Here is a 26,420-nt window from a genome sequence, read left to right on the forward strand (position 1 = left end):
GACGATTAAACATGTCTAAGAAAATTTTCGACTTCGTAAAACCCGGCGTGATCACTGGTGATGACGTTCAGAAAGTGTTCGCCATCGCCAAGGAAAACGGCTTCGCTCTGCCGGCCGTCAACTGCGTCGGTACCGACTCCGTGAACGCCGTGCTGGAAGCTGCTGCCAAGGTCAAAGCCCCGGTTATCGTACAGTTCTCCAACGGTGGTGCCGTGTTCACCGCCGGCAAGGGTCTGAAGCTGGAAGGCCAGCAAGCTGCCATCCTGGGTGCCATCTCCGGTGCCAAGCACGTGCACGCCGTTGCCGAAGCCTACGGTGTACCGGTGATCCTGCACACCGACCACGCCGCCAAGAAGCTGCTGCCGTGGATCGACGGTCTGCTGGACGCGGGCGAGAAGCACTTTGCCGAAACCGGCAAGCCGCTGTTCTCCTCCCACATGCTGGATCTGTCCGAAGAGTCTCTGGAAGAGAACATCGACATCTGCTGCGAGTACCTGACCCGCATGGCCAAGATGAACATGACTCTGGAGCTGGAACTGGGCTGCACCGGCGGTGAAGAAGACGGCGTGGACAACAGCCACCTGGACCAATCCTCCCTGTACACCCAGCCGGAAGACGTGGCCTACGCCTACGAGCGTCTGTCCAAGATCAGCCCGCGCTTCACCATCGCTGCCTCCTTCGGCAACGTGCACGGTGTGTACAAGCCGGGTAACGTCAAGCTGACTCCGAAGATCCTGGACAACTCCCAGAAGTACGTCTCCGAGAAGTTCGGTCTGCCTGCCAAGTCCCTGGACTTCGTGTTCCACGGTGGCTCCGGCTCTACCCTGGAAGAGATCCGCGAATCCATCTCCTACGGCGTGGTGAAGATGAACATCGACACCGACACCCAGTGGGCGACCTGGGAAGGCGTGCTGAACTTCTACAAGTCCAACGAAGCCTACCTGCAAGGCCAGCTGGGCAACCCGGAAGGTGCCGACAAGCCGAACAAGAAGTTCTACGATCCGCGCGTATGGCTGCGTGCCGGTCAGACTTCCATGATCGCGCGTCTGGAGAAGGCCTTCTCCGACCTGAACGCCATCGACGTACTGTAATTCGCAGCACCTTGATTGCATGAAAAGGCGCCCTTCGGGGCGCCTTTTGCATTTCTGTGATCCTGACGGGCTGGATTGGGGATGGGGGGCTGAGTATTATCGATGACACCCGTTTAATTTAGTAAACGAATGCAACCAGGCAGGATGCTGAGCATGCAGACAGGAAGACAGGGACATCAGGAACACACGGCCTCCTATTACGCGGCCACTCGCAACGACCATCGGCAGTGGCCCGAGCTCAGTGGTGAGCTGGATGCGGACGTCTGCGTCATCGGTGGCGGTTTCACCGGCCTCAACACCGCCATCAACCTGGCCGATGCCGGCTACAAGGTGGTGCTGCTGGAGGCGAACCGCATTGGCTGGGGAGCGTCGGGGCGCAACGGCGGCCAGCTGATCCGCGGCATCGGCCACGATACCAGCCAGTTTGCCCGCTGGATTGGCGAAGCGGGCGTGCGGGAGCTGGATCTCATGGGGATCGAAGCGGTGCAGCTGGTGCGCGAGCGGGTCGAGCGTTTCAATATCGAGTGCGATCTCACCTGGGGCTATTGCGATCTCGCCACCAAGGCGCGCCACCTGAGGGGGTTCGAGGAGGATGCCGAGCACCTGGCTAGCCTGGGTTACCGGCACGCACTGAAAATGGTGGCACGGGAGGAGATGCACACCGTGGTCGGGTCGGATCGCTATATCGGCGGGATGATCGACATGGGCTCCGGTCACCTGCATCCTCTCAACCTGGCCCTCGGCGAAGCGCGTGCGGCAGCCAGTCTCGGGGTCTCCCTGTTCGAACACTCAAGGGTGACCCACATCGATTACGGCGAGCGGGTCGAGGTGACCACGGCCCACGGCCGGGTCAGCGCGGACTACCTGGTGATCGGCTGCAACGCTTATCTGGGCGACCTCCAGCCCGATCTCGGGGGCAAGGTGCTGCCGGCGGGTTCCTACATTCTCGCCACCCAGGTACTGGAGAAGCGCCTGCGCCAGCGCTTGCTGCCACAGAACATGGCGGTGTGCGATCAGAATGTGGCGCTCGACTACTATCGGCTGTCGGCGGACGGTCGCCTGCTGTTCGGCGGGGCCTGCAACTACTCGGGCCGTGACCCCCGCGATATCAAGGCCTTCATGCAGCCCAAGCTGCTGCGGGTTTTCCCCGAGCTCGCGGGTACCGCCATCGAGTTCCAGTGGGGGGGCATGATAGGCATAGGCGCCAACCGGCTGCCCCAGATAGGCCGCCTCGAGCAGCATCCCAACGTCTTCTATGCCCAGGCCTATTCGGGCCATGGCCTCAATGCCACCCACATGGCGGGCAAGCTGGTGGCGGAGGCGATCAAGGGGGAGAGCCGGGGCTTCGATCTCTTCAGCCGCGTCCCTCACATGACCTTCCCGGGTGGCCCGGCGCTGCGCTCTCCGTTGCTGGCGCTAGGGATGCTCTGGTATCGGCTGAAGGATCTGCTCTAGGGGGAGGGGGGGCCCGGGATTATCCCTGCTGCGTCGCGTCTGGCTCGGCCAGGCGCCAGCCCTGCTCCGTCTTCATCATCCAGACCTGGGTCTCCTGCGCCAGGGCCTGGCCTGCCTCAAAGTCGCCATATTTGCGCTCGAGCTCCATCAGCCCCATCTCCTGCTGGAAGGGGCCGACCCTGTCATAGACGAGATCCTCGTCGTGCAGCACCTGCAACTGATCCAGTCCCTGCTTGAAGTGGAGCTGGTAGCTCACCTTGACCAGATAGACCCCCTCCATCCGCTCCTCCTTGCCGAGCACGGCGAAGTCGCGGATGTCGAACAGGTCAGCATCTGTGCCCGCCTGCAACCTGGCGGTGACCTGGCTCTGGATGGTCTCTTCACCGGGACCTGCGTTGCAGCCATAAAGCCAGAGGGCCAGCAGGGGGATGAACCACTTTTTCATCAAAACTCCGGACGAACGAGACGGGAAAGGGCAAATTCTGCCACGGCGTCGGTCATATACAAGGGATTGCCAGAAAAATCAGCAGTCTATGGCAGGTCCGAGGGAAGGGGACGGCGAACGATGCAGGTCATGACCAGGGTATCGCCGCTGAACCCGGCGATCTGTTTGCGATCTACTTGCTGGAAGCCGTGCTTGGTCCAAAAATGCAGGGCTGGCAGGTTGGTTTCTATGACCCCGAGCCGCATGTTGGTGCAACCCCAGTTTGCCGCCATCTCCATGAGCCGTAGGACGACTTGGCTGCCGATGCCACGGCCTTGCCTGCACTCCTTCAACAGCAGCAGACCGAGATAGGCGGTATCCGGTGTGGGATAGCCACGGATGAGATCGACGCAGCCAAGCAATTCTTCCCCCTCCAGCACGGCCAGCACAAACTTGTCCTCTTGCCCCATCCCCGGTGGACAGACCTTGAGTATCTCTTCGGCATCCGCAGGGGCAGGCCCCTTGCTTTCGGTCAGCCAGCTGTAGGCTGGGGCTGCCATGACAACTTCCTCCAGCCAGCCCCTGTGCTCTGGGTGAAACGCTGACAGTCGCCGAAGCTCCATCTAGCGCAGCTTGTCCAGCTGGCCGAGAAATTCGACAGGCCCCATGAAGCCGGTCACCCGCTGGCCGTTCACCTCGTTGCCATCGCGATCGAAGAAGATGAGGGTCGGCAATCCCAGCACGTTGAGGCCGTTGAGCAGATCCACGTCGGCGTCGTCGTTGGCGGTGACGTCCGCCTGCAGCAGCACCATCTCGCCGAAGCGCGCCTGCACATCGGGGTCGCTGAAGGTCTTGTGCTCGAACTCCTTGCAGGCCACGCACCAGTCGGCGTAGAGATCCAGCAGTACCGGCTTGCCGCGGGCGGCGGCGAGCTGCACCTTGAGATCGTCCAGGGTCTTGATGCGGATGAATCGGGGGGCCTGGGTCTGGGCGGCGGCATTGGCCCCCTCGGGTGGCAGCAGCAGATCCTTGCCCACCACCACAAGGCCCATCATCCCCAGCAGCAGGACGAAGCCGCCGAGGCTCTTGCCCACCGAATGGGCGCGATGCTGGTTGTGGTGATAGAGATAACCGCACAGCACCAGTCCCCAGCCGAGCCAGAGCAGGGTGGACATCTGGTCGCTCAGGAGCCTTGAGAGCAGCAGGATGGGTACCGCCAGCAGCGCAAAGCCGAAGAGTTGCTTGATCACATCCATCCAGGCGCCGGCCCTGGGCAGCAGCTTGCCGCCAGAGGTGCCGAGCAAGAGCAGCGGCAGCCCCATGCCCAGGGAGAGGGCATAGAGGGCCGCACCGCCGAGCCAGAGGTCGCCACTCTGGGCCACGTAGATGAGGGCCCCGGAGAGCGGCGCCGTGGTGCAGGGGGAGCAGACCAGTCCCGAGATCATGCCCATGATGGCGACGCCGGCCACGGATCCGCCCTGCTGGCGGTTGGAGAAGCCCGAGAGACGGGTTTGCAGGCTGCTCGGCAGTTGCAGGGTGTAGAGCCCGAACATGGAGAGGGCGAGCAGCACGAACATCACCGAGAGGCCGATGAGCACATAGGGGTGTTGAAGGGCCGCCTGGAATTGCAGGCCCGCCGAGGCGACGACGAGCCCGAGCAGGGTATAGGTGACCGCCATCCCCTGCACATAGACAAAGGAGAGCAGGAAGGCGCGACGGGTGGAGAGGCGATGCCCGGCCCCGGCGATGATCCCGGTCAGGATGGGATACATGGGGAAGACGCAGGGGGTGAAGGCGAGGCCGAGACCCAGGGCGAAGAAGGCGGCGACGCTGATCCAGAACCCCTGGCTGCCGAGGGCGGCCGCCAGCCTGTCCTGCTGGCTGCCCGGCACGTCGGTGCCCTGAAGGGGGGCCGCCGCTTCCGCCCGGGCGGGGGCGGCGAGGGGCTCGACGGCGATCCGCTTGTCGGTGGGTGGGTAGCAGAGTCCCTCGGTGCAGCCCTGGTAACTCAGGGTGAGGCTGGCCGCGTCCCCGACCCGGGTCAGCGCCACGGGGATCTGCACCTCCTGGTAATAGACCTGGCTCTTGCCGAAGAAGTCATCCTCGTGCTCGGTGCCGGGGGGCAGGACGGGCTCGTCGAAGGCGAGGTTCTCTCCCTTCACACGGATGCTGTGGCGATAGAGGTAGTAGCCGTCGGCGATGCGTATCCGGAGCAGCAGCCGATCACCCTGTTGTTCGCTCTCGAGGGCGAAGGCCTGATCCACCTTGAGGAATCTGGGCTGGGTCTCGATGCCGAGGCTGCCGAGCAGATCCTGGCTGCTGGCCCGGGCGGGGGCCGTCGTCAGGACGCAGAGCAGGCCCAGCAGCATCAGCAGGAAGGAGAGGGGGTGAGAGGCGGTCATGAGGTCTCCTGTGTCAACCAGTCGAGATAGGCAGGGTGGCCCTGGCTTGCGGGGAGCGCCAGGATCTCCGGTACCTCGTAGGGATGGTGGGCGAGAATGCACTGGCGCAGGGGTTCGAACAGAGCGGCCCGACTCTTGATGACGAGCTGGATCTCCCGGGTTCGTTCCGTCTTGCCCTGCCAGCGATAGACGGAGGTAACCCCGGGCAGCTGGTTGATGCAGGCGGCGAGGCGCTGGTCGAGCAGCTGCTCGCAGAGGCGGTCTGCACTGGTCTCGTCGGGGCAGGTGCAGAGCACCAGAATGGCGTCGGTCATAGGGATGGACGGTCTCGGCAACGGGGCGCACGGGCCCCCTGGATCAGCCGTTACTATACCGGGCCGGGGGGCAAATAGCACCCGGCCCCCCGCACCCGGAATAAGTCATGCGCCCGAGATGGACGCTGTGAAAAGGACAGGGCAGAATGAGCGGGCTTGTTCCAATTCTACGTAAGGAAATGTATGACCCAACAGAATGAGCAGCAGAGAAACCGCATGTTGAGCCTGTTGCGTGAAGGGGAGCGCCGCATGCTGGTGCAACTGGCCGGTCTGCTGCGTACCAGTGTCGACGAGATCAATGCGGAGCTGGAAAAAGAGGAGCTGTTGTCGGCGTTGGAGCAACCCATCACGGTGGAGTACCTCAACGGCGTGGTGCAGCATCATCTGTTCGAGCGCCTGCACAAGGGGGACATGGTGGCGGCCCAGCGCATGCTGAACCAGTACCAGAGCGACCTCGAAGCCATGATGCGCCAGGAAACCAGGCAGGACGATGCCCCGCCGGAAGAGGTCAAGGCCCAGGCCTGACCCCGCGAGGCCCTCTTCAGCACCATCATGCCATCGCATGATGGTGCCTCGCCCTTACCCCTCGAATCGCTTATCCCAGCGCCTTCTGCACCTGTCCCATGGGAATGGGGAACACCTTGTCGTAGCTCCAGTTGTAGACGAAGGCATAGACCAGGTAGAAGAGCACGAAGCCCATATCCAGCACCAGCGCCTCCAGCAGGCCGATGTCGAGCCACCAGGCCATCACCGGCAGGGCGACGATCAGCAAGCCCCCCTCGAAACCCAAGGTATGCAGCACCCGCTGCCACAGCGCCTTGTGGGTGTGGCCCTGATAGCGCAGCAGCAGCTTGTCCACCCCGATGTTGTAGACATAGTTCCAGACGGTGGCGACCACCGAGAAGAACAGGGCCAGGGGGCCCATGTGGTTGAGCCCGACGCCGGTCACCCAGCTGGCCAGCGGGGCGGCGATCAGCAGGCCAATCAATTCGAAGCCGATGGCGTGGCGCAGGCGGTCACGGGTCGTACGCATGGTCTGTCTCTCTCTTTGGTCAGGGAATGGCGGCAATGTATCGCCAAAAGCGGATAGATTCACGTTGGTATCTATCGCTAAAATAGATAGATGTGACGACACAACAGCACGGCGGAGCAGGCTCATGACCCCTTCACTGGAACACTTCAAGGCATTGCTGGCGACGGCCGAGACCGGGTCGTTCTCGGCGGCGGCGCGCAGGCTGGGCAAGGCCCAGTCGGTGGTGAGTGCCGCCATCGCCAACCTGGAGATCGATCTCGGCCTTGCGCTGTTCGATCGCAGCGGCCGCTATCCCGTGCTGACCGAGGCGGGTGCCCGCATCTGTCAGGAGGCGGGGGTGCTGCTGGCCCAGAGCGAGCGACTGCAGGCCATCGCCGGCGAGCTGGCCAACGGCGTCGAGTCGCGCCTCACCCTGGCCATCGACGATGACTCCCACCTGCCCTGGCTTGGCTCCCTGCTGGAGGAGTTCGCCAGCCGCTACCCGGCGGTGGAGCTGGAGCTGTTGTTCCCGCTGATGGAAGACGTGACCGAGCTGCTCAAGAGCGGCCGTGCCCAGCTCGGCATCAGCTACCAGAAGGCGCACCCCGAGCGGGAGCTGGTCTCCCGCTCCCTGGGGACGGTCACCATGCCCCTGGTGGTCTCTCCGGATCACCCCCTGGCCCACAAGACGCCGTTGAAGGAGAGTGACCTGCAAGGGGCTCGCCAGTTGATGGTGACCGGACGGCGGGAGGGGACGGAGCGCCATCGCTTCCGCCTCTCGGCGCAAGTGTGGTGGGTGGAGGGGGATCTCGGGATCCTGGAGCTGGTGAAACTGGGGCTGGGATGGGCGGCGGTGCCCGAGTTTCTGCTGCACCGGCCCCTGGCGCGGGGGGAGCTGGTGGTGCTCAAGCCGGACTTCATCGCCGAGGCGGAACTGGCGCTGGAGTTGCAGTGGTATCGCGCCCGCCCGCTCGGGCAGGCGGGGCGCTGGTTGCAGGAGGCACTGCTGGCGCGGGTGCCTCGCTAGGGGGGATTCAGTCGATCAACGCGTAGGGCAGGGGTTGCAGACCGAGGCTGGAGCCCTCTTCCAGCTTGAGGCGGAAGCGGGCGTCGGCCTCGGTGTCCTTGGGCAGCACGGCGGTGAGCCACACCTGACCCTGCTGCTGCCAGGCGTTGAGCACCAGACCGCTGCGGCGCCAGTTGTCACCGAGCTGGATCTCCAGGGTGTCACCGCTGGCCACCTGCGTTGCGGCAGTGCCGCTCAGCACGAAGAGGGCGCGGTTGTTGGCGCCGCGATACTTGGCGCGCGCCACCGTCTCCTGCCCCATGTAGCAGCCCTTGTTGAAGCTGATGCCATCAAGAGCTTGCAGGTTCAGCATCTGGGGGATGTATTCCCCCTGATGGACAGCTTCCAGATGGGGGAGACCGGCTTTGATTTCCAGCCCCCACCAGAGTCCTTCGTCGCCCACCGGCAGGTTCAGGGCCAGCGGGGATGTGCTCGCCAGCAGCCAGCGGTCCGCCTCCACCCTGACTGCCATGCCGCCCTCCACCAGACCGGTGCCGGTCAGCGCGAAGTGCTGTGCCATCCAGTCGTCCGTCCCCTGACCGGCCAGTCCGGTCAGGCTGCCCTGAAACTCGCCGATCTCGACCTTGGCAAAGATCGCAAACTTCTTGAGCTCCGGCAGCTGGCGGGCCAGCACCGAGGGCTTGGTCAGCATCAGCAGGCTGTCTTCCAGGCAGAGCAGGCGAAAATCGCTCCACAGCTTGCCCTTGGGATCGCAGTGGCCGCCGAGGGTGCTCTGGCCCGGTTGAAGGGCGTTGACGTCGCAGGTGACCTGACCTTGCAGATACTTGGCGCGATCCGGGCCGCCGAGGCGGGTGATGGCCAGATTGGTCAGGGAAAACAGGGTCGGCTCGGCAGGAAGAAGAGGGGTCGGCAGGCTCACGATGGGATTCCAGAGACAGAAAGTATGTGACCTGCATGGTAAAGACGTAAGGAATGTTTGTCAGCCGGAAAATCCTGCTGCTACCATTCCCCGGTCTTTGTAAGGAGAGTTCCATGTTGAACCCAAGTGAGAAGTCCCGCCTGAAGTGGGCCTGCCGTCGCGGCATGCTCGAGCTGGATGTGATCTTTATGCCCTTCTTTGAGCACGAGTTCGATGGCCTCGGCGAGGCCGAACAGCGCACCTTCATCCGCCTGCTGGAGTGCGAGGATCCCGAGCTGTTCCGCTGGTGCATGGGTCACGGCGTGCCCGAGGATCCCGCTTTTGCCGCCATGATCCCCCTGATCCTCGAGCGCAACCAGGCCCGCCACGACAGCCTGCGCTGAGCCCGACTCGCGACCGCCACCCCTCATGGCCAGCCTCGCGTCTCCCCAGCGGGCAGTGATGCCCGTGATCGCCTCCCGCCAGCAGCGTCTGCTGCTGTGCATCCTGTTTCTGTTGCTGCTCTTGCCCGTCGCCAGCCTGATCCAGGGCTGGCAATGGGGGCTGTTCCTCCCTGTCTGGGGGCTGAGTCTGTGGCGCGCGTTGCGCCGCCATCCGGCGGCGAGCGGCGTGCTCGTCTGGGATGGGGAGTGGCTCGAGTGGCAAGGGGGGCGCCATCGGCTGGATCCCCGCAGCCGCATCCTGCCCGGGGTGCTCTGGTTGCGGCTGAAGACGGTGGAGGGCTCCGAGGGGCAGCTCTGGCTCTTCTCCGATGCCCTGGCCCCTGCACACTACCGCACCCTGGCCCGCGCCATCCACCTCGCTGTCCGCTAGGGGCGTCTCTCTCTACCTGCCACATCTGCCGCTCATAGCAGATGACCCCGCCTGGGCGGGGTCATCTGGGGGAGGGCATACGCCCGAATCGAACGCAACGGCCTTATTCCTGATCCGGCGTCATTCCCGATCCGGGGTCAGCACGGTCGGCTTGGAGTCTGGCTGCATGTCCGGATAATCCAGGTTGTAGTGCAGACCGCGAGACTCCTTGCGCTCCAGGGCGCAGTTGACGATGAGCTCGGCCACCTGCAACAGGTTGCGCAGCTCCAGCAGGTTGTTGGAGACCCGGAAGTTGGCGTAGTACTCCTGCACCTCCTGCTTGAGCAGATCGATGCGACGCTTGGCCCGGGCCAGGCGCTTGTTGGTGCGCACTATGCCCACGTAGTCCCACATCATCAGCCGCAGTTCGTGCCAGTTGTGCTGGATCACCACCTGCTCGTCCGAGTCATCCACCTGGCTCTCGTCCCAGGCCGGCAGGCTGGGGGGCGCCACGCTGGTGGGCAGCTTGGCCAGGATGTCGGCTCCCGCCTGATGGGCATAGACCACGCATTCGAGCAGGGAGTTGGAGGCCATGCGATTGGCGCCGTGCAACCCGGTATAGGTCACCTCGCCGATGGCATAGAGGCCGGGGATGTCGGTCTGGCCGTTGTTGTCGATCATCACGCCGCCACAGGTGTAGTGGGCCGCCGGGACGATGGGCATCGCCTCCCTGGTGATGTCGATACCGACCGCGAGGCAGCGCTCATAAATGGTCGGGAAGTGCTTGATGATGAAATCCGCCGGCTTGTGGCTGATGTCCAGATACATGCAATCCGCCCCGAGGCGCTTCATCTCGTGGTCGATGGCGCGGGCGACGATGTCCCGCGGGGCCAGCTCGGCCCGCTCGTCAAACTCCGGCATGAAGCGGCTGCCGTCGGGACGGCGCAGGTAGGCCCCTTCGCCGCGCAGGGCCTCGGTCAGCAGGAAGTTGGGGTCGTCCGGGTGGAACAGGCTGGTGGGGTGGAACTGGTTGAACTCCAGGTTCGCCACCCGGCAGCCGGCGCGCCATGCCATGGCGATGCCGTCGCCAGAGCTTACATCGGGGTTGGAGGTGTACTGGTATACCTTGGAGGCCCCGCCGGTGGCCAGCGCCACGAAGCGGGCGCGGATCACCTCGACCTGCTCGGCGTTGCGATTCCAGACATAGGCTCCCAGTACCTTGTTGCCCGGCAGACCCAGCTTGCGGGTGGTGATGAGATCGACCGCGTTGAAGCGCTCCATCAGCTGGATGTTGGGGTGGGCGCGCACCTGGTCGATCAGGGTGAGCTGCACCGCCTTGCCGGTGGCGTCGGCCGCGTGGAAGATGCGGCGATGGCTGTGGCCCCCTTCCCGGGTCAGGTGATAGTGGGATTCCCCCTCGGCATCCTCTTCCTGATCGAAGGGGACTCCCTGCTGAATGAGCCACTGGATGGAGTCGCGGGCGTTGCGGGCGGTGAACTCCACCACTGCCGGGTCGCACAACCCGGCGCCGGCGTTGAGCGTGTCGCTCACGTGGGATTCGATGCTGTCGGTCTCGTCGAACACGGCAGCGATGCCTCCTTGCGCATAGAGAGTGGCCCCCTCACTGATGGGCCCCTTGCTCAGAACCAGGACTTTGGCCTGGTCTGCCAATCGCAACGCGAGGGACAGACCGGCGGCACCGCTGCCAATGATGAGTACGTCGCAAAGGTATTCAACACTTGCTTTCATAAGTATCATTGGCCTGGATTAAGAACTGGCCCCATGGTAGCCCAAGGGGGGTTGTGATGCAGCCCGCATCACATTTTTTTCAATGCAAGCGAACTTTCCCTGATTCCTCCTGTCTGAACTTGTGCGCTTAGAAGGGGCCGGAAAAGAAAAACGATAACCTGATGGGGGTTTTACGGCTCTGATGAGCGACCAGAATCTACTGGACGAACAGCTGGTTGAACGGGTCCAGCGTGGCGATAAAAATGCATTCAACCTGTTGGTACGCAAGTACCAGCACAAGGTGGTCAACCTGGTGGCCAGGTATGTCAACAATCCGGGCGATGTACCGGATGTGGCGCAGGAGGCATTCATCAAGGCCTACCGTGCGTTGCCGACATTCCGTGGTGAGAGCGCGTTTTACACCTGGTTGTACCGGATCGCCGTCAACACGGCCAAAAACTACCTGACGTCACAGGGGCGCAGACCGCCCAGCAGTGATGTCGAAGCGGACGAGGCTGAATATTATGGTGGTGGTGAAGCCCTGCAAGAGGTGGCCACCCCGGAAAACCTGGCGCTGACCGACGAGATCAAGCGTACTGTGTTTACCGCCATAGAAGCCTTGCCAGAAGATTTGAGAACGGCGATCACCCTTCGTGAAATGGAAGGGCTGAGCTACGAGGAGATTGCGGAGATCATGGATTGTCCGGTGGGTACGGTGAGATCCCGCATCTTCCGGGCGAGGGAAGCAATCGATAAAAAGCTGCAACCTCTGATCGAGCATTAACTGGGGAAAGACAGGCAAACTTATGGCAAATAAAGAGCAACTTTCAGCCCTGATGGATGGCGACCTCAGCGAAATCGAGGTACTGAACGAGCTGGGAACGGATCCCGCTCTGCAGGATACCTGGTCGCGTTACCATCTGATCGGTGATGCCATGCGGGGTGACCTGCCGGTCAATCTGCAACTGGATCTCAGCGACAGCATCATGCTGGCGCTGGAGGATGAACCCGCCATACTGGCGCCCAAGCCGGCACAGCCTGCTGCGCCCCAGGTGCAGCCCGCCGGCAAGGTGATCCCCTTCGTTCGCCGCTTTGGCCAGCAAGTGGGGCAGTATGCCATTGCCGCCTCCGTGGCTGCCGCCGTCATCTTCGGCGTGCAGCAGTACCAGGGCAAGGATGGTGTGCCGAGCAGCCCGGTGCTCAATACCATACCCGTGGGTGGCAGTGCTGCGCCGGTGAGCGTGCACTATCCCCAGGATGGCAGCCGGACCGGTGTGCGTCAGCAAGGTCTGAGCGAGCAGCAGATGCAGGAGCAGCGCGAGCGCATCAATGCCTTCCTGCGCGACCATCAACTGCAACAGCGTCTGCTGCAAGACAAGCAGATTCAGGAATAACGCATTTTTAGGGATCAGATCGTGCGCCAGTCCAGCCGTATCCTGCTGGCCTCTCTCCTGTTGATTTGTGCCAAGGCCTCGGCCGACGATCTGTCGGCCGAGGCCTTGTTGCAGCAGATGCAGAGTGCCGTTTCGCAACAAAACTTCGAATTGTCCATGGTCAAGGCCCGCCAGGGGCGCCTCGAGCCTATCCGTTTCAGCCACGGGATCATCGATGGCAAGGAGGTGGCTCACCTGAGCTATCTCGACGGCAAGGCGGTGGAGTTCCTGCAACGCCAGAACGAATACACCTTCTTCGAAAACACCCATGAACCCTACACCCTCAAGGGGGCGCGTTTCCCCGGGGTCTGGTCGAGCCTGGTGAGGATGCCGCTGCCCCGGGTGATGGAGAGCTATGACCCCGTGCTGGCGGGCCGCAGCCGGGTGGCCGGCCTGGTGGCACAAGTGGTGCGGCTGGTGCCCAAGGAGGCGGACAAGTACGGCTTCGTGCTCTGGATTGACGAACAGAGCCATCTGCTGCTGCGGGTGGACATGGTGGATCGAGAGGGCAATCTGGTGGAACAGGTGCTGGGGGTGGATCTGGACAGGCAATCTGCGCCGGCCCCCTGGCTGGTCACCCTGGCACGCAGCAAGCTGCCGGATGCGCTGGCGCTGGAAGATGCCTATCCCGCTCCCCAGCAGACCCTCAACTGGCACCTGACCTGGTTGCCCGATGGCTTCAAGGTGCTCTCTCAGGATCGGCATCAGCTGGTCAGCACCAGTCTGCCGGTGGATTACATGATGCTCTCCGACGGGCTGGTGGATCTCTCCGTCTACGTTTCCCGGGTCGATCCCAAGCAGGCGGTGCGCCAGCAGTTGATTCGCCAGGGGGCCACCTCGCTGGTGAGCTTCGTCAACGAGGTCGGGGTAGAGATCACCGTGGTGGGCGAGGTGCCCGCCGAAACCGCCAAGCGCATCGCTGAGGCCGTGCAGCCACTGGCCCGCAACGAGGCGGTGCAGTGAGTCTTTGCCGTGAGACTTGCCCTGAGGGTGCCTCCGTGCTGAGATCCGGTGCATCCACCGCCCCCTGTGAGGAGTCATCAGGTGAGTAACATGAGTGAAGAGCTGGCCACAGTAGTGGCCATCGACGGCAATCACGCCTGGGTGGAGTGCGAGCGGCGATCCGCCTGCAGCGGTTGCCACCAACAATCCAGCTGCGGGACCGGCACCGTCGCCAAGGCCTTTCCCATGAAGGCGCAGCGGCTGCGGGTCGCCCTCACCGGCGATGTGGCGGTGGGCCAGCAGATCCGCCTGGGCATCCCTCAGGCCAGCATCCTGCGCGGTGCGGCCCTGGTGTACGTGCTGCCGCTCTTCTGTCTGCTGCTGGGCGCCCTGCTCGGCCAGCTCTGGCTGGTGCCGCTCTTGTCGGCGGGAGAGGGGGTGACCATCCTCTGCTGTCTGCTGGGCGGCGCCATCGGATTTTTACTGGTTCGTTACTTTTCTGACCGGCTCGAGCAGGGGGAATACGGTCCCCGCATGCTCGGGGTGGTGCTCAATACCCGTCATCTCTCTTGAGGGGCCGGGTCTGGCGGAGGGCATCCAGGTGCCCAACGCCCGCCAGACAAGGCGCTATTTGTGGGGCCCGCCGACTAAAGATTGGCCGTCGACCGGGTTATCCAGTAAAATCCTGCCCTCATATCCGACCCTAACTTAATTTTGAGTGATTCTTGCTCGATGAAACACATTCGTAACTTTTCGATTATTGCGCACATCGACCACGGTAAGTCGACCCTGTCGGACCGTCTGATCCAGACTTGCGGCGGCCTGTCCGATCGCGAGATGCAGGCCCAGGTGCTGGACTCCATGGATCTGGAGCGCGAGCGCGGCATTACCATCAAGGCACAGAGTGTGACCCTGAACTACCAGGCACAAGACGGTAACACCTATCAGCTGAACTTTATCGACACCCCGGGCCACGTGGATTTCTCCTACGAGGTTTCTCGCTCCCTGGCTGCCTGTGAAGGGGCACTGCTGGTGGTGGATGCCGGTCAGGGGGTTGAGGCACAGACTCTGGCCAACTGCTACACCGCCATGGAAATGGATCTGGAAGTGGTGCCGGTGCTGAACAAGATTGACCTGCCGGCCGCAGAGCCCGAGCGGGTTGCCGAGGAGATCGAGGACATCGTCGGCATCGACGCGGTGGACGCGGTGCGCTGCTCCGCCAAGACCGGCCTCGGTGTCGATCTGGTGCTGGAAGAGATCGTCGCCAAGATCCCGTCCCCGGAAGGGGATCCGGAGGCGCCGCTGCAGGCGCTGATCATCGACTCCTGGTTCGACTCCTACCTCGGGGTCGTGTCGCTCGTGCGGATCAAGAACGGTTCCCTGAAGAAGAACGACAAGATCAAGGTGATGAGCACCGGTCAGGTATGGGGCGTGGATCGCATCGGTATCTTCACGCCGAAGCAGGTGGACACCGACGGCCTGGGTTGTGGCGAGGTAGGTTGGGTCGTCTGCGGCATCAAGGATATCCACGGTGCGCCGGTGGGGGATACCCTGACCCTGGCCAAGCACGGTGCCGAGAAGGCGCTGGCCGGCTTCAAGAAGGTGAAGCCCCAGGTCTATGCGGGCCTGTTCCCCATCTCCAGCGATGACTACGAGTCCTTCCGCGATGCGCTGGAGAAGCTCTCCCTCAACGACGCCTCCCTGTTCTACGAACCGGAGAGTTCCACGGCACTGGGCTTCGGCTTCCGTTGCGGCTTCCTTGGGATGCTGCACATGGAGATCATCCAGGAGCGTCTGGAGCGTGAATACGATCTGGATCTCATCACCACTGCGCCGACCGTGGTCTACGAGATCGAGCTGAACGATGGCTCCACCATCCACATCGACAGCCCGGCCCAGATGCCCGCCATCAACAACATCAAGGAGATGCGCGAGCCCATCGCCGAGTGTCACATCCTGCTGCCGCAGGAGTACATGGGCAACGTCATCACCCTCTGCATCGAGAAGCGCGGCGTACAGACCAACATGGTCTACCACGGCAAGCAGGTGGCGCTGACCTACGAGATCCCGATGGCGGAAGTGGTGCTCGACTTCTTCGACCGTCTGAAGTCCACCAGTCGCGGCTACGCCTCCCTGGACTACGGCTTCAAGCGCTTCGAAACCTCCGACATGGTCCGTCTGGACATCATGATCAACGGCGAGCGGGTCGACGCCCTGGCCATCATCACCCACAAGGAGAACGCCCAGTATCGCGGTCGCCAGGTGGTGGAGAAGATGCGTGAGCTGATCCCGCGCCAGATGTTCGACATCGCCATTCAGGCCGCCATCGGCAACCAGATCATCGCCCGCAGCACCGTCAAGGCATTGCGTAAAGACGTCACCGCCAAGTGCTACGGTGGTGACGTGAGCCGGAAGAAGAAGCTGTTGAACAAGCAGAAAGAAGGCAAGAAGCGGATGAAGTCCCTGGGCCGTGTGGACGTGCCACAAGAGGCCTTCCTCGCCATTCTCCACGTCGGAAAGGATTAATCGATGGCAAGCACCTTTTCCCTGATCCTCGTCGTCGTCACCCTGCTGACCGGCATCATCTGGACGCTCGACAAGCTGGTCTGGGCCAAGCAGCGGGCGGCCAAGATTGCCGCCGCCCGTGCCAATGCCGGTCCGGATGTGGACGAGAAGACACTGGCCAAGGTGGCCCCCATGCCGGTCTGGATCGAACAGACCGGCGGGGTTTTCCCGGTGATCGCGCTGGTGCTGATCCTGCGCTCCTTCATCTTCGAGCCGTTCCAGATCCCGTCCGGCTCCATGATGCCGACCCTGCTGGTGGGCGACTTCATCCTGGTGGAGAAGTTTGCCTACGGCCTCAAGGACCCGGTGACCAACACCAAGTTCCTCGAGACCGGCGAGCCGAAGCGCGGTGATGTGGTGGTCTTCAAGTATCCGCTGGATACCCGGGTGGACTACATCAAGCGGGTGGTCGGCATGCCCGGCGATCGGGTCATCTATCGCAACAAGGAGCTGATGATCCGGCCCAAGTGCGATGAGCAGGAAGGGAAAACGTGCCCCGGCTTCCAGAAGCTGGACGTCAAGTTCGAGCAGCGCGGCGAGTTCAGCCAGATGGGGATCCCGCTGGATCGCTACACCGAACAGCTGGGTGATGTCTCCCACGAGACCTTGCGCAACCCGCTGATGCCGGACCTGGTGGACCGCTACTATCGCCAGCCCGGCACCTACCCCGACGAGTGGGTGGTGCCGGAAGGCCACTATTTCGTGATGGGTGACAACCGCGACAACAGCACCGACAGCCGTTTCTGGGGTTTCGTGCCCGAGCAGAACCTGGTGGGCAAGGCGGTCGCCATCTGGATCAGTTTCGAATTCGAGCGCGAGGAAGGGTCCAGCTTGCCGAGCTGGGTGCCGACCGGTGTGCGCTTCAACCGCATTGGCGGAATCAAGTAAATGAATATCAAGATGAACAGACTGCAGTCCCGTCTCGGGCATGTCTTTCAGGATCCTGAGCTGCTGACCCGGGCTCTGACTCATCGCAGCGCAGGGTCCCGTCACAACGAGCGCCTGGAATTTCTGGGGGACTCCATCCTGAGTCTGGTGATTGCCGATGACCTCTTCCACCGCTTCCCGCAGGCGGCGGAAGGGGATCTCAGCCGTATGCGCGCCACCCTGGTGCGCGAGAAGACGCTGGCCGAGCTGGGCCGGGAATTCGACCTCGGGGATCACCTGATCCTGGGGCCGGGGGAGCTGAAAAGCGGCGGTTTTCGCCGCGAGTCCATCCTGGCCGACACCGTCGAGGCGGTGATCGGCGCCATCTATCTGGACACGGATCTGGAGCGGGTGCGCAGCCTCCTGCTCGGCTGGTATGCCAGCCGCCTTGGCGAGATCAAGCCCGGGATCGAACAGAAGGATCCCAAGACCCGTCTGCAAGAGATCCTTCAGGGCAGCCGCAAATCCCTGCCGACCTACACGGTGACCAACGTCAAGGGCGAGGCCCACAACCAGGAGTTCACCGTCCAGTGCGAAGTGGATGGGCTGGATGGCCCCCTGGTCGGGATCGGCTCCAGCCGCCGCAAGGCCGAACAGGCCGCGGCGCAGCAAGCACTGGAACGGCTGTCATGAGCACCATGACGGATCCGGCACTGTGCGCTCATTTCACTCCATCAGCATTGGGAACGCGGTCATGACAGATACCACCTATTGCGGCTTTGTCGCCATCGTGGGCCGCCCCAACGTGGGCAAGTCCACCCTGCTCAACAAGTTGCTCGGCCAGAAGGTCAGCATCACCTCGAAGAAGCCCCAGACTACCCGTCACCGGATCCTGGGGATCGACACCGAGGAGAACCATCAGACCATCTATGTGGATACCCCGGGTCTGCACATCGAGGAGAAGCGGGCCATCAACCGCCTGATGAACCGCGCCGCCACCAGTTCCCTGGGGGACGTGGCCATGGTGGTGTTCGTGGTGGACGGCACCCACTGGACCAAGGATGACGAGATGGTGCTGGGCAAGCTGCGCCACCTCAAGTGCCCCGTGGTGCTGGCGGTCAACAAGATCGACAACGTCAAGGAGAAAGAGGATCTGCTGCCGCACCTCGAGTGGCTGGGACAGCAGATGAACTTTGCCCACATCCTGCCCATCAGTGCCGAGAAGGGCACCAACGTGGAGAAGATCCGCGAGTGGGCCAAGGATCTGCTGCCGGAGAACGTCCACTTCTTCCCGGAAGATTACGTGACCGACCGCTCTTCCCGCTTCATGGCCTCCGAGATCATCCGCGAGAAGCTGATGCGCTTCACCGGCGAGGAGCTGCCCTATTCGGTGACGGTGGAGATCGAGCGCTTCAAGGTCGAGGAAAACGGTCTTTACCACATCCACGGGCTCATCCTGGTGGAGCGCGAAGGCCAGAAGAAGATGGTCATCGGCAACAAGGGCGAGAAGATCAAGACCATCGGCACAGAGGCGCGCATCGACATGGAACGGCTGTTCCAGAACAAGGTGCATCTCGAACTGTGGGTCAAGGTCAAGTCCGGCTGGGCCGACGACGAGCGGGCCCTGCGCAGCCTCGGGTATGGCGACGACTGATTGCTGACCCCGGCTTTCGTCATCCACAGTCGGCCCTATCGGGAGACCAGCCAGCTGGTCGAGGTCTTCACCCAGGATAGCGGTCGATTCACCCTGGTGGCTCGCGGTTCCCGCGGGCCACGCTCCTCTCTGAAGGGGCTGCTTCAGCCCTTCACCCTGCTCACCATTGCCTGGCGCGGCAAGGGGGATCTCAAGAACCTCACCCAGGTGGAGTGCCCGGATCACTCGTTGCGCCTCGGCGGGGATCGCCTCTTCTACGGCCTCTATCTCAACGAGCTGGTCTACTACCTGCTGGAAGCGCACACCCCCTTCCCCGAGGTGTTCGACGCCTATGCCCGTGCCATCATGGCCCTGGCGGACGGCGAGACCCCGGAGCTGCCCCTGCGCCGCTTCGAGTTCCTGCTGCTGCAGGCCCTGGGCTACGCGGTGGACTTCGAATATGCCGCGGACGACGACTCCCCCATCGACCCTACCCTGCTCTACGGCTTCGAGCGGGAGCTCGGCTTTGTCGCTTGCGAGCGGGCGCCGGATCCCCGTACCCTGTTCCTCGGTGCCCACCTGCTGGCCTTCGCCGAGGGGCGTTTCGACACGCCTCCCTTGCTGCAGGCGGCCAAGCGTTTCAGCCGGCTGGCGCTGCAGCCCTATCTCGGCAAGCGTCAACTGAAGAGCAGGGAGCTCTTTTTGAAGCGAAAAGGCAGTGTTTCAAGCTGATTTTTATTATCTGGTGATGTTTTGTGTTTATGACATCGCCTTTCATGAACAATAATGCTGTCGCCGTGGCCATAACCGGCCTGCGGCGGCACATGGACAGAGGGGCGGGCTCCACCCGCTCCGGCATTCACAGATGACCTGTATCAAGGAGTAAGCAATGAGCGAGATCTACCTGGGTGTGAACATCGACCATATCGCCACCCTGCGCAACGCCCGCGGCACCCAGTATCCGGATCCGGTACAGGCCGCCTTCGTGGCCGAGCAGGCCGGTGCCGATGGCATCACGGTCCACCTGCGGGAAGATCGCCGCCACATCACCGACCGGGACGTGGAGATCCTGCGCCAGACCATACAGACCAGGATGAACCTGGAGATGGCGGTGACCGAGGAGATGATCGGCATCGCCTGCCGCATCAAGCCCCACTTCGTCTGCCTGGTGCCGGAGAAGCGCACCGAGGTGACCACCGAGGGTGGTCTGGACGTGGCGAGCCAGCTGGACAAGGTGACCGATGCGGTGACCCGCCTGGCCGCCGTGGGCGCCCAAGTGTCGCTCTTTATCGATGCGGATCCGCTGCAGATCGATGCGGCCGCCGCGAGCGGTGCTCCCTTCATCGAGATCCACACCGGCCGCTACGCCGATGCCACCACGGATGCCGAGCGCAACGCCGAGTTCAAGCGCATCGCCGCCGGTGCTTCCTACGCCGCTGGCAAGGGCTTGAAGGTCAATGCGGGCCACGGTCTGCATTACCACAACGTCAAGGCCATCGCCGCCATCCCCGAGCTCTATGAGCTCAACATCGGTCACGCCATCATCGGCCGCGCCGCCTTCGACGGTCTGGCCAAGGCGGTCAGCGACATGCGTGCGCTGATGCAGGAAGCCCGTCAGGGGATCTGATGCCGCTTCGCAGGTATGAAAACCACAAGGGACGCTTCGGCGTCCCTTGTGGTTTTCAGGAGTGGAAGGCGGGGTGAACCCCGAGCTCATCTGGCATGGGGCCGGGCATCCGTGTGCAGAGGGCGAAAGGGAAGGGGCGCCTCAGCCTGGTTCCGGGAAGTAGCGCTCCAGCAGGGCGGTGAGGATGGCCTGGCACTCGGCATCCGGCTCGCCGGTGACCAGGGCAGGGCGAAAGTGAAGCTGGAAGGCGCGCAGGGCGGCGCGGCTCTGCTCATCCCAGGCGCCGTGCTGGGGTAGGCCGTAGCCGTAACGGGCAAGCTGCTGCTGCCATTGCAGCGCATCCCAAGGATTGAGCTGCGTCTGGCGCAGCTCGGCCACCCGGGCCTCGTCGGGCCAGGCGCCGACACCGTAGCGCAGGGCGAGTTCGCGCCAGGGGAACCGGGGGCCGGGATCCTGCTTGCGCTCGGGGGCGACGTCGCTGTGGGCCAGCACCTGGGTGGGGGGGATCTGGTAGCGTTCGATCAGATCCCGGGCGAGGGCGCCGAGGGCGGCGATCTGGGCAGGGGGATAGGGTTGCCAGTGTCTCAGATGGGCGGGCAGGGCCGCGTCTTTCTCGTCATACCCGAGATTCACTATCTCGATACCGAGCGAACTGGCGTTGAGCCCGGCGTAGTGATGCCAGCGACTGCGTCCGGCGTGCCAGGCCCGCTGGCTGTCGGGCACCAGCTGGTAGACCGGGAACGGTTGCTCGTCGGTGTCGCGGGGGATCAGGTAGTGGGCGCTCACCTTGTGCTCCGGCTCGGTCAGCAGGCGCAGGGAGCGGGCATCCTCTTCATCCGTGTAGTGCAGGATGAGAAAGGCGATGCGCTCGTTCTGGCTGGCGCTCTGATGATCCTGATTGAGCCGATAGGGCGCAGGCTGGCAGGCGCCGAGCAGCAGGATGAGGGGCAGTGACCAGAACCAGCGCGCCGCGAACCGGCACGCACCGCCGCTCGCCGACGGGCGTGGAGTCAGCCGGCGGCGCCAGCCCATGGTTTAGCCTCGCACCTGGCCGGAGGCGGTCATCAGGGCCCGGGCCTGTATTTGGCGGTGAGGCCAATCAGGAAGTTGCGCAGGATCTGATCCCCGCAATCCTGATAGTGCTTGTGATCCCTGGCGCGGAACAGGGCGCTCAGCTCGGACTTGGAGAGGTTGAAGTTCGCGAGCTTGAGGGTGCCCAGCATCTCCTCTTCCTTGTAGTTGAGGCCGATGCGCAGCTTGCGCAGGATCAGGTTGTTGTTGATCCGGTTCGGGATGACCTGGGGCGGGGCATCTTCCCGCACACCGCGGCGCAGGGCGATGAAGCCGTCGAGGAACTGACTCAGTGCCGAGTCCGGGCAGGCGGCGAAGCCCGCTTCCTGTGCCTCGCCCTCTTCGGCCTCTTTCATCAGCCAGCCGTGCAACTGGGCATGGGTGATGGCCAGATTGCCCTTGGCAAAGATCTCGACCATCTGGTCGTTGCTGATGCTGAGGGCATAGCGCAGGCGGCGTAGAATATCGTTGTTGGTCATGTTGACTCCTGTGGAAACGGCGCAGATGTTACCACCTGCCGCCTGTCCAGTCAGAAAAAGCGCCTCAGTCGGTCAGGGCCAGGTAGCGGGGAGCCTCTTGCCTCACCTGCTCCAGGGCATCCTGCAGCTCCAGCAATTCGGGCTCCAGATCGCTCACGGCGACCCCGTCGCGCAGCTGCTGCTCGAGCTGGGAGAGCAGGCGTTGCAGACCCGGCACCCCGGAGTAGGCGCAGCCACCGTTGAGGCGGTGGAGCTGGGCCAGCACGTCTGCATCGTCGGCACTCCCTTCCAGCGCCGCCGCCAGGATGGGCTCCACCTCGTCGAAGCTGGCCAGCAGCATGGTCAGCATCTCCCGGGCGAGGGCCGGCTTGCCGGCGGCCTGACGCACGGCGAGGGGCCAGTCTATCTGCTGATCCCCGTGATTCTGGTGCCGCCGGTGGGCGAAGTCGGTGATGAGCTGCGCCAGCATCCCCTCGTCGATGGGTTTGGCCAGGTAGTCGTCCATGCCCTGGCGAATGAGGCGCTCCCGCTCACCGGGAATGGCATGGGCGGTGACCGCGACGATGGGGGTCTCGGTGTTGAGGGAGTGGTGGCGGATCGCCTGGGTGGCGCTGATGCCGTCCATGACGGGCATCTGGATATCCATGAAGATGATGTCGAACGGCTGGCTCTGGGCCAGGTTGACCGCCTCCTTGCCGTTCTTGCACACCACCACCTCGGTCACCATCTCCTTGAGCATGGCTGCGATGAGCTTGAGGTTGGCGGCGTTGTCATCCACCGCCAGCACCTTGACCGCCTGCACGCTGCGCGGCGTCGGCGCGGGCAGGGGGGCACGGCGTACCGCCTCGGGGGAGAGCAGAGCGTGCAGCAACTTGCGATGGTTGATGGGCTTGGAGAGGCAGTGGACGGCGCCGTGGGCCAGCATGGCGTCGTAGAGGGCCGGCTCGTGGCTGCTGAGCAGCACTATGGTGTTCTGCTGGCCGTCCAGTCCGTCGAGACGGGCAATCACCTGCTGCGGGCTGTGCACGGTGCTGCTACCGATGAGCACCATGTCCTGGCTGCTCATCGGGGGCCACTCCTCGTCCACCGTCAGGGAGTGCACATCCAGGTGCCACTCTCCCAGCAGGGCGAGCAGGGAGGCGTGAGTGAAGGGATCCGGCTCCAGCAGCCAGACCCGCTTGCCCTGGATGCGATCCAGCGGAAGCCGCTCGCTCTGGGGCAGGGGCGAGACATCCAGATCCAGGTGGAACGAGAAAACTGACCCCTTGCCGAGTTCGGATTCGAAGCGGATCTGGCCCCCCATCTGCTGCACCAGTTTCTGGGTGATGACGAGCCCGAGCCCGGTGCCCCCATAGCGGCGGGAGATGGAGGAGTCTGCCTGGTTGAAGGCCTGGAACAACTGGCGCTGCTGCTCTTCCGAGATGCCGATGCCGGTATCGCGAATCAGCACCCGCAGGCGCACCTTGTTGCCGCTGGATTCCCCGGTCTGCTCGACACGCACGTCCACGTTGCCGCGCTCGGTGAACTTGATGGCGTTGCCGGTGAGGTTGGTGAGCACCTGCTGCAGACGCATGGGGTCGCCGGTGAGGTAGTCCGGCACGGCGGCATCCACCTGGAGGGAGAGTTCGAGCTGCTTGTCGTGGGCGCTCGGCCCCAGCAGGTGCATGGTCTCGTTGAGGGTGTCCCGCAGGCTGAAGGGGATGTGCTCGAGCTGCAGCTTGCCCGCTTCCAGCTTGGAGAAGTCGAGGATGTCGTTGATGATCCCAAGGAGGTTGCGCGCCGACTTCTCGATGGTCTGCATGTAGTCGGTCTGGCTCGGGGTCAGACTGGTCTTGAGCAGCTGGCGGGTGAAGCCGATGACCCCGTTGAGCGGGGTGCGCAGCTCGTGGGACATGTTGGCGAGGAACTCGGACTTGACCCTGGCCGCCTCCTGGGCGCGCTTCTTCGCCATGTCGAGCTCGACGTTCTGGATCTCGATCTGCTCGAGGGTCTCCCGCAGATCCGACGTCGCCTGATCGATGTTCTGCTGCATCTCCTCGTGATATTCGGAGAGCGCCTTGGCCATGGCGTTGATGCCGTTTTTCAGCATGTCGAGCTCGCCGGTGAGCTGGCCGCTGACCCGGGTATCGAGTCGCCCCTCCCTGATCCGGTGCACCGCCTGCACCATGTCGGTGATGGGCTGGGTCACGCTCTTGACCAGACGGAAGCCGAACAGGGCGCTGATGGCCAGCCCGATGAGCACGATGATGACCGCGAAGAAGGCGTCGCGGTACTGCAGGACGATGGCCCTGTCCGTGGCGAGCTGCATGGAGATGTAGCCGATGACCGGCGGCTCCAGATCGCTTGGCAGCGGGAAGCCGTCCAGGCTGGTCTCTGCCTGGATGGGGGTGCGCAGTATGATGTCATCGCCGTTGACGGAGACGCTGGTCAGGGCCGGGATGACGCTGCCGTCCGGCAGACGAAGCTGGCTGAAGTCCCTGTGGTAGTTGGACGTCACGAACAGCTGGTTCTCCTGGGTGAAGACGGCGATGGACTTGATGAAGGGCGAGTTCTTGCGATGGGTGAGCCCGATCAGCCGCTTGAGGGATTCGCGGCTGTGCTGTGTCATGCCGTATTCGCTGGCGATGGCCAGCGGCTCTATGATGTTGATGCCCTGATCGATGAGGTTGTTTTCCAGCTGCTGATAGCGGTGGAAGGTGAAATAGCCGGCGATGAGGCCGCCGATGATGAGGGTCGGCAAGATGGTGAAGGCCAGCACCCGGGCCCTGAGACCGTACTTGGTCATGCCGCCGACCCGCCTTTCGCAAGAGAAGCCATGATCCGGGGCGCATGCAGGCACCGGGGTCGGGCAGGCAATACAGTCATTGTCGCTGTACGGGGTCTCAGGCCGTATCCGGTCATATCAATGGGCCACTTTTGGTCAGAATGGACGATGGGGCGGATGCCGCTGTTGGGGCCCTCAGGCCGTATTTGGTCATACGATTATTCTTGTGGGACAATGGTCTGCCGCAGATTCCACAATCATGACATAGCCACCTATAGGCACCAAGTTTTATGGCCCAGTTTTTCAAGCCCCAAAAGAAGTCCACCCAGCCCCAACGTATTGAATTTACGGTAGACCGTCTGGATCACCACTGTGTCGGCGTCGGCCGTCATCAGGGCAAGGCCATCTTCGTCGAAGGGGCGCTGCCCGGCGAGGCCATCAAGGCCCGCATCATCGACGACAAGAAGCACTATGCCCACGCCGCCCTGCAACAGGTGGTGACCCCGGCGGCCAACCGGGTCACCCCCTTCTGCGACCACTATCGCGAGTGTGGCGGTTGCAGTGCCCAGCACCTGGGAGAGGGAGATCAACTGGCGGCCAAGGAGGCGGGACTGGTCAGCCTGTTCGAGCGCCTTGGCAACATCCAGGCGCCGGCGCTGGCACCTGCGCTGACGGGGGAGTCCCGCGCCTACCGCAGGGTCTGCCGTCTGGCCATCAAGTTTGACAAGAACGGTCGCTGCACCCGGGTTGGCTTTCGTCGTCGCCAGTCGAACGATCTGGTAGAGATTGCCGGCTGCCCTGTGCTGGCCGAGCCCCTCTCCGCCCTTATCGCCCCTCTGCGCGAATGCCTCAACCGGTTGAAGAGCCAGCGCGAACTGGGCCATGCGGAACTCATTCAGGGGGAGCAGGGCATTTTGATGCTGCTGCGCCACACCGGTCGCCCCACCGAGGCAGATCGGGCGCACTTGACCGAGTTTGCCACCGCCCAGGGGATAGACCTCTATCTGCAGGCGGCGAACGAGCAGATCGAACCTCTGCGTCAACAGTCTCAGCCAAGTTACACGCTGGATGGCCTGTCTCTTGCATTCGCTCCCGGCGACTTCATCCAGGTCAACGGGCCCGTCAACCAGCGCATGGTGGAGCAGGCATTGAGCTGGCTCGACGCAGGCAAGGATGACAAGGTGTTGGACCTCTTCTGCGGCATCGGCAACTTCACCCTGCCGCTGGCCCGTCAGGCCCGCGAAGTGGTGGGGGTGGAAGGGGAGCTCGCCATGGTGACGCGTGCACAGGAGAATGCCCGCCGCAACGGCATCGACAACGCCCGCTTCTACAAGGCGGACTTGAGCGGTGACATCGTGGGCATGTCCTGGGCCCGGGAAGGGTTCGATCTGGTACTGCTGGATCCGGCCAGACCCGGGGCGCTGGAGGTGATGAGCCACGTGGTGGCACTTTCCCCCAAACGGGTGGTCTATGTTTCCTGTAACCCGGTCACCCTGGCCCGTGACAGCCAGGTGCTGGTGCAGGGGGGCTACAAGCTGACCCGTCTGGGGATGCTGGACATGTTCCCCCACACCGGTCATCTGGAGTCCATGGCGCTGTTCGAACGGGGTTGAGTCGAGGCGACCGCATTATTCTGGATGAATCAAGATGCGGTCGTGATGATTTTTCGATGTGCATGATGCTGCCAGAGTGAGGTAAAACAGGTGTTTCTCGCTGCCTTCAACGGGCAGGGCAGCATGCGGTTATCTTGGTTTTCCAGCGGCGGCAGCGCTGTTTGAGCGGGAGTGATTAGGGTAATCTAGGTCGTCGATAGTGGATCGGATGCGGGGAAGAGCCCTGTCACCTTGCGCGGTGACATGCCTTGAAAACTCTTTC

At 63.2% G+C, this 26,420-nt stretch carries 27 protein-coding genes; 17 read left to right on the forward strand and 10 right to left on the reverse strand.

Annotation, left to right across the window (positions count from 1 at the left end; all coding sequences use genetic code 11):
- Positions 1–11 precede the first annotated feature (11 nt).
- Both fbaA and AB5Y64_RS20160 read left to right on the forward strand, forming a co-directional pair.
- Complete coding sequence (fbaA, locus tag AB5Y64_RS20155) at positions 12–1,091, forward strand: class II fructose-bisphosphate aldolase (protein ID WP_010675658.1); 1,080 nt, start codon at positions 12–14, stop codon at positions 1,089–1,091.
- A gap of 153 nt (positions 1,092–1,244) precedes the next feature.
- Complete coding sequence (locus AB5Y64_RS20160; RefSeq protein ID WP_039040545.1) at positions 1,245–2,546, forward strand: FAD-binding oxidoreductase; 1,302 nt, start codon at positions 1,245–1,247, stop codon at positions 2,544–2,546.
- Between the two features lie 19 nt (positions 2,547–2,565).
- Here the strand turns inward: AB5Y64_RS20160 and AB5Y64_RS20165 are convergent, their stop codons facing one another.
- The 4 genes from AB5Y64_RS20165 to cutA all read right to left on the reverse strand — a co-directional run bounded on the left by AB5Y64_RS20165 (position 2,566) and on the right by cutA (position 5,686).
- The gene (locus AB5Y64_RS20165; RefSeq protein ID WP_039040544.1) at positions 2,566–2,991 is read right to left on the reverse strand and encodes a hypothetical protein; all 426 of its coding nucleotides are present in this window, start codon (positions 2,989–2,991) and stop codon (positions 2,566–2,568) included.
- A gap of 86 nt (positions 2,992–3,077) precedes the next feature.
- On the reverse strand, positions 3,078–3,530 hold the full coding sequence (locus AB5Y64_RS20170) for a GNAT family N-acetyltransferase (RefSeq protein WP_050498250.1): 453 nt from the start codon (positions 3,528–3,530) through the stop codon (positions 3,078–3,080).
- Between the two features lie 63 nt (positions 3,531–3,593).
- On the reverse strand, positions 3,594–5,372 hold the full coding sequence (locus AB5Y64_RS20175) for a protein-disulfide reductase DsbD (RefSeq protein ID WP_039040543.1): 1,779 nt from the start codon (positions 5,370–5,372) through the stop codon (positions 3,594–3,596).
- Entirely contained in the window at positions 5,369–5,686 is a 318-nt protein-coding gene (gene cutA, locus AB5Y64_RS20180) for a divalent-cation tolerance protein CutA (protein WP_010675653.1), read from the reverse strand. The genes AB5Y64_RS20175 and cutA overlap by 4 nt, the downstream gene beginning before the upstream one ends.
- A gap of 183 nt (positions 5,687–5,869) precedes the next feature.
- Here cutA and AB5Y64_RS20185 point away from each other — a divergent pair, with 183 nt between their 5' ends.
- Positions 5,870–6,211, forward strand: coding sequence for a hypothetical protein (locus AB5Y64_RS20185; RefSeq protein ID WP_039040542.1), 342 nt, complete (start codon positions 5,870–5,872; stop codon positions 6,209–6,211).
- A gap of 70 nt (positions 6,212–6,281) precedes the next feature.
- On the opposite strand, the gene AB5Y64_RS20190 is transcribed toward AB5Y64_RS20185, so the two are convergent.
- Positions 6,282–6,719 carry a PACE efflux transporter gene (locus tag AB5Y64_RS20190; RefSeq protein ID WP_128296064.1) on the reverse strand — a complete coding sequence of 146 codons (438 nt, stop codon included), beginning with the start codon at positions 6,717–6,719 and terminating at the stop codon, positions 6,282–6,284.
- A 124-nt stretch (positions 6,720–6,843) separates the two neighbouring features.
- On the opposite strand from AB5Y64_RS20190, the gene AB5Y64_RS20195 reads away from it, so the two are divergent.
- Positions 6,844–7,725 carry a LysR family transcriptional regulator gene (locus AB5Y64_RS20195; protein ID WP_010675650.1) on the forward strand — a complete coding sequence of 294 codons (882 nt, stop codon included), beginning with the start codon at positions 6,844–6,846 and terminating at the stop codon, positions 7,723–7,725.
- Between the two features lie 7 nt (positions 7,726–7,732).
- Here the strand turns inward: AB5Y64_RS20195 and ygfZ are convergent, their stop codons facing one another.
- A complete protein-coding gene (gene ygfZ, locus AB5Y64_RS20200) occupies positions 7,733–8,644 on the reverse strand; it encodes a tRNA-modifying protein YgfZ (protein WP_039040540.1) in 912 nt (303 codons plus the stop codon).
- Positions 8,645–8,757: 113 nt separating this feature from the next.
- Between ygfZ and AB5Y64_RS20205 the strand changes: the two genes are divergently transcribed.
- Positions 8,758–9,027: a succinate dehydrogenase assembly factor 2 gene (locus AB5Y64_RS20205; protein WP_010675648.1), complete on the forward strand. Its 270-nt coding sequence runs from the start codon at positions 8,758–8,760 to the stop codon at positions 9,025–9,027.
- A 58-nt stretch (positions 9,028–9,085) separates the two neighbouring features.
- The gene (locus tag AB5Y64_RS20210; protein ID WP_039040608.1) at positions 9,086–9,457 is read left to right on the forward strand and encodes a protein YgfX; all 372 of its coding nucleotides are present in this window, start codon (positions 9,086–9,088) and stop codon (positions 9,455–9,457) included.
- Positions 9,458–9,577: 120 nt separating this feature from the next.
- Here the strand turns inward: AB5Y64_RS20210 and nadB are convergent, their stop codons facing one another.
- Positions 9,578–11,185 (reverse strand): L-aspartate oxidase, encoded by a 1,608-nt coding sequence (gene nadB, locus AB5Y64_RS20215; protein ID WP_010675646.1) that lies wholly within the window; start codon positions 11,183–11,185, stop codon positions 9,578–9,580.
- Positions 11,186–11,366: 181 nt separating this feature from the next.
- Here nadB and rpoE point away from each other — a divergent pair, with 181 nt between their 5' ends.
- From rpoE to pdxJ, 10 genes are all read left to right on the forward strand, one after another.
- Positions 11,367–11,948: an RNA polymerase sigma factor RpoE gene (rpoE, locus tag AB5Y64_RS20220; protein WP_010675645.1), complete on the forward strand. Its 582-nt coding sequence runs from the start codon at positions 11,367–11,369 to the stop codon at positions 11,946–11,948.
- A gap of 22 nt (positions 11,949–11,970) precedes the next feature.
- Entirely contained in the window at positions 11,971–12,558 is a 588-nt protein-coding gene (locus AB5Y64_RS20225) for a sigma-E factor negative regulatory protein (protein WP_039040539.1), read from the forward strand.
- 21 nt (positions 12,559–12,579) lie between these two features.
- Entirely contained in the window at positions 12,580–13,560 is a 981-nt protein-coding gene (locus tag AB5Y64_RS20230; protein WP_010675643.1) for a MucB/RseB C-terminal domain-containing protein, read from the forward strand.
- A 90-nt stretch (positions 13,561–13,650) separates the two neighbouring features.
- The gene (locus tag AB5Y64_RS20235) at positions 13,651–14,112 is read left to right on the forward strand and encodes a SoxR reducing system RseC family protein (protein WP_039040538.1); all 462 of its coding nucleotides are present in this window, start codon (positions 13,651–13,653) and stop codon (positions 14,110–14,112) included.
- A 159-nt stretch (positions 14,113–14,271) separates the two neighbouring features.
- On the forward strand, positions 14,272–16,065 hold the full coding sequence (gene lepA / locus AB5Y64_RS20240) for a translation elongation factor 4 (protein ID WP_010675641.1): 1,794 nt from the start codon (positions 14,272–14,274) through the stop codon (positions 16,063–16,065).
- 3 nt (positions 16,066–16,068) lie between these two features.
- On the forward strand, positions 16,069–16,992 hold the full coding sequence (gene lepB / locus AB5Y64_RS20245; protein ID WP_010675640.1) for a signal peptidase I: 924 nt from the start codon (positions 16,069–16,071) through the stop codon (positions 16,990–16,992).
- Positions 16,993–17,664 (forward strand): ribonuclease III, encoded by a 672-nt coding sequence (rnc, locus tag AB5Y64_RS20250; protein ID WP_010675639.1) that lies wholly within the window; start codon positions 16,993–16,995, stop codon positions 17,662–17,664.
- A 61-nt stretch (positions 17,665–17,725) separates the two neighbouring features.
- Entirely contained in the window at positions 17,726–18,625 is a 900-nt protein-coding gene (gene era, locus AB5Y64_RS20255) for a GTPase Era (protein ID WP_010675638.1), read from the forward strand.
- The gene (gene recO / locus AB5Y64_RS20260) at positions 18,626–19,336 is read left to right on the forward strand and encodes a DNA repair protein RecO (RefSeq protein ID WP_039040537.1); all 711 of its coding nucleotides are present in this window, start codon (positions 18,626–18,628) and stop codon (positions 19,334–19,336) included.
- A gap of 157 nt (positions 19,337–19,493) precedes the next feature.
- On the forward strand, positions 19,494–20,231 hold the full coding sequence (gene pdxJ / locus AB5Y64_RS20265; RefSeq protein WP_039040536.1) for a pyridoxine 5'-phosphate synthase: 738 nt from the start codon (positions 19,494–19,496) through the stop codon (positions 20,229–20,231).
- A gap of 141 nt (positions 20,232–20,372) precedes the next feature.
- Here pdxJ and AB5Y64_RS20270 read toward each other — a convergent pair whose 3' ends face one another.
- From AB5Y64_RS20270 to barA, 3 genes are all read right to left on the reverse strand, one after another.
- Positions 20,373–21,263 (reverse strand): N-acetylmuramoyl-L-alanine amidase, encoded by an 891-nt coding sequence (locus AB5Y64_RS20270; protein ID WP_039041038.1) that lies wholly within the window; start codon positions 21,261–21,263, stop codon positions 20,373–20,375.
- Positions 21,264–21,295: 32 nt separating this feature from the next.
- Positions 21,296–21,781: a DUF1456 family protein gene (locus tag AB5Y64_RS20275; protein WP_010675634.1), complete on the reverse strand. Its 486-nt coding sequence runs from the start codon at positions 21,779–21,781 to the stop codon at positions 21,296–21,298.
- 64 nt (positions 21,782–21,845) lie between these two features.
- The gene (gene barA, locus AB5Y64_RS20280; protein ID WP_039041039.1) at positions 21,846–24,566 is read right to left on the reverse strand and encodes a two-component sensor histidine kinase BarA; all 2,721 of its coding nucleotides are present in this window, start codon (positions 24,564–24,566) and stop codon (positions 21,846–21,848) included.
- A gap of 269 nt (positions 24,567–24,835) precedes the next feature.
- On the opposite strand from barA, the gene rlmD reads away from it, so the two are divergent.
- On the forward strand, positions 24,836–26,158 hold the full coding sequence (gene rlmD / locus AB5Y64_RS20285) for a 23S rRNA (uracil(1939)-C(5))-methyltransferase RlmD (RefSeq protein ID WP_039041040.1): 1,323 nt from the start codon (positions 24,836–24,838) through the stop codon (positions 26,156–26,158).
- Positions 26,159–26,420 lie beyond the last annotated feature (262 nt).

It is taken from the genome of Aeromonas sp. R5-1 (assembly GCF_040908265.1).
In the GTDB taxonomy this organism is placed as follows: Bacteria; Pseudomonadota; Gammaproteobacteria; order Enterobacterales; family Aeromonadaceae; genus Aeromonas; species Aeromonas caviae.

Excerpts from the sequence above, each read along its gene's own strand:
- AB5Y64_RS20235 (WP_039040538.1), top strand. The coding sequence starts at position 13,651 with ATGAGTGAAGAGCTGGCCACAGTAGTGGCCATCGACGGCAATCACGCC.
- AB5Y64_RS20205 (WP_010675648.1), top strand. The coding sequence starts at position 8,758 with ATGTTGAACCCAAGTGAGAAGTCCCGCCTGAAGTGGGCCTGCCGTCGC.
- era (WP_010675638.1), top strand. The coding sequence starts at position 17,726 with ATGACAGATACCACCTATTGCGGCTTTGTCGCCATCGTGGGCCGCCCC.
- AB5Y64_RS20210 (WP_039040608.1), top strand. The coding sequence starts at position 9,086 with ATGCCCGTGATCGCCTCCCGCCAGCAGCGTCTGCTGCTGTGCATCCTG.
- lepB (WP_010675640.1), top strand. The coding sequence starts at position 16,069 with ATGGCAAGCACCTTTTCCCTGATCCTCGTCGTCGTCACCCTGCTGACC.
- cutA (WP_010675653.1), bottom strand. The coding sequence starts at position 5,686 with ATGACCGACGCCATTCTGGTGCTCTGCACCTGCCCCGACGAGACCAGT.
- AB5Y64_RS20225 (WP_039040539.1), top strand. The coding sequence starts at position 11,971 with ATGGCAAATAAAGAGCAACTTTCAGCCCTGATGGATGGCGACCTCAGC.
- AB5Y64_RS20275 (WP_010675634.1), bottom strand. The coding sequence starts at position 21,781 with ATGACCAACAACGATATTCTACGCCGCCTGCGCTATGCCCTCAGCATC.
- AB5Y64_RS20185 (WP_039040542.1), top strand. The coding sequence starts at position 5,870 with ATGACCCAACAGAATGAGCAGCAGAGAAACCGCATGTTGAGCCTGTTG.
- AB5Y64_RS20190 (WP_128296064.1), bottom strand. The coding sequence starts at position 6,719 with ATGCGTACGACCCGTGACCGCCTGCGCCACGCCATCGGCTTCGAATTG.
- rlmD (WP_039041040.1), top strand. The coding sequence starts at position 24,836 with ATGGCCCAGTTTTTCAAGCCCCAAAAGAAGTCCACCCAGCCCCAACGT.
- nadB (WP_010675646.1), bottom strand. The coding sequence starts at position 11,185 with ATGAAAGCAAGTGTTGAATACCTTTGCGACGTACTCATCATTGGCAGC.
- rnc (WP_010675639.1), top strand. The coding sequence starts at position 16,993 with ATGAATATCAAGATGAACAGACTGCAGTCCCGTCTCGGGCATGTCTTT.
- pdxJ (WP_039040536.1), top strand. The coding sequence starts at position 19,494 with ATGAGCGAGATCTACCTGGGTGTGAACATCGACCATATCGCCACCCTG.
- AB5Y64_RS20160 (WP_039040545.1), top strand. The coding sequence starts at position 1,245 with ATGCAGACAGGAAGACAGGGACATCAGGAACACACGGCCTCCTATTAC.
- lepA (WP_010675641.1), top strand. The coding sequence starts at position 14,272 with ATGAAACACATTCGTAACTTTTCGATTATTGCGCACATCGACCACGGT.
- AB5Y64_RS20175 (WP_039040543.1), bottom strand. The coding sequence starts at position 5,372 with ATGACCGCCTCTCACCCCCTCTCCTTCCTGCTGATGCTGCTGGGCCTG.
- AB5Y64_RS20165 (WP_039040544.1), bottom strand. The coding sequence starts at position 2,991 with ATGAAAAAGTGGTTCATCCCCCTGCTGGCCCTCTGGCTTTATGGCTGC.
- AB5Y64_RS20270 (WP_039041038.1), bottom strand. The coding sequence starts at position 21,263 with ATGGGCTGGCGCCGCCGGCTGACTCCACGCCCGTCGGCGAGCGGCGGT.
- AB5Y64_RS20170 (WP_050498250.1), bottom strand. The coding sequence starts at position 3,530 with ATGGCAGCCCCAGCCTACAGCTGGCTGACCGAAAGCAAGGGGCCTGCC.
- rpoE (WP_010675645.1), top strand. The coding sequence starts at position 11,367 with ATGAGCGACCAGAATCTACTGGACGAACAGCTGGTTGAACGGGTCCAG.
- fbaA (WP_010675658.1), top strand. The coding sequence starts at position 12 with ATGTCTAAGAAAATTTTCGACTTCGTAAAACCCGGCGTGATCACTGGT.
- barA (WP_039041039.1), bottom strand. The coding sequence starts at position 24,566 with ATGACCAAGTACGGTCTCAGGGCCCGGGTGCTGGCCTTCACCATCTTG.
- AB5Y64_RS20195 (WP_010675650.1), top strand. The coding sequence starts at position 6,844 with ATGACCCCTTCACTGGAACACTTCAAGGCATTGCTGGCGACGGCCGAG.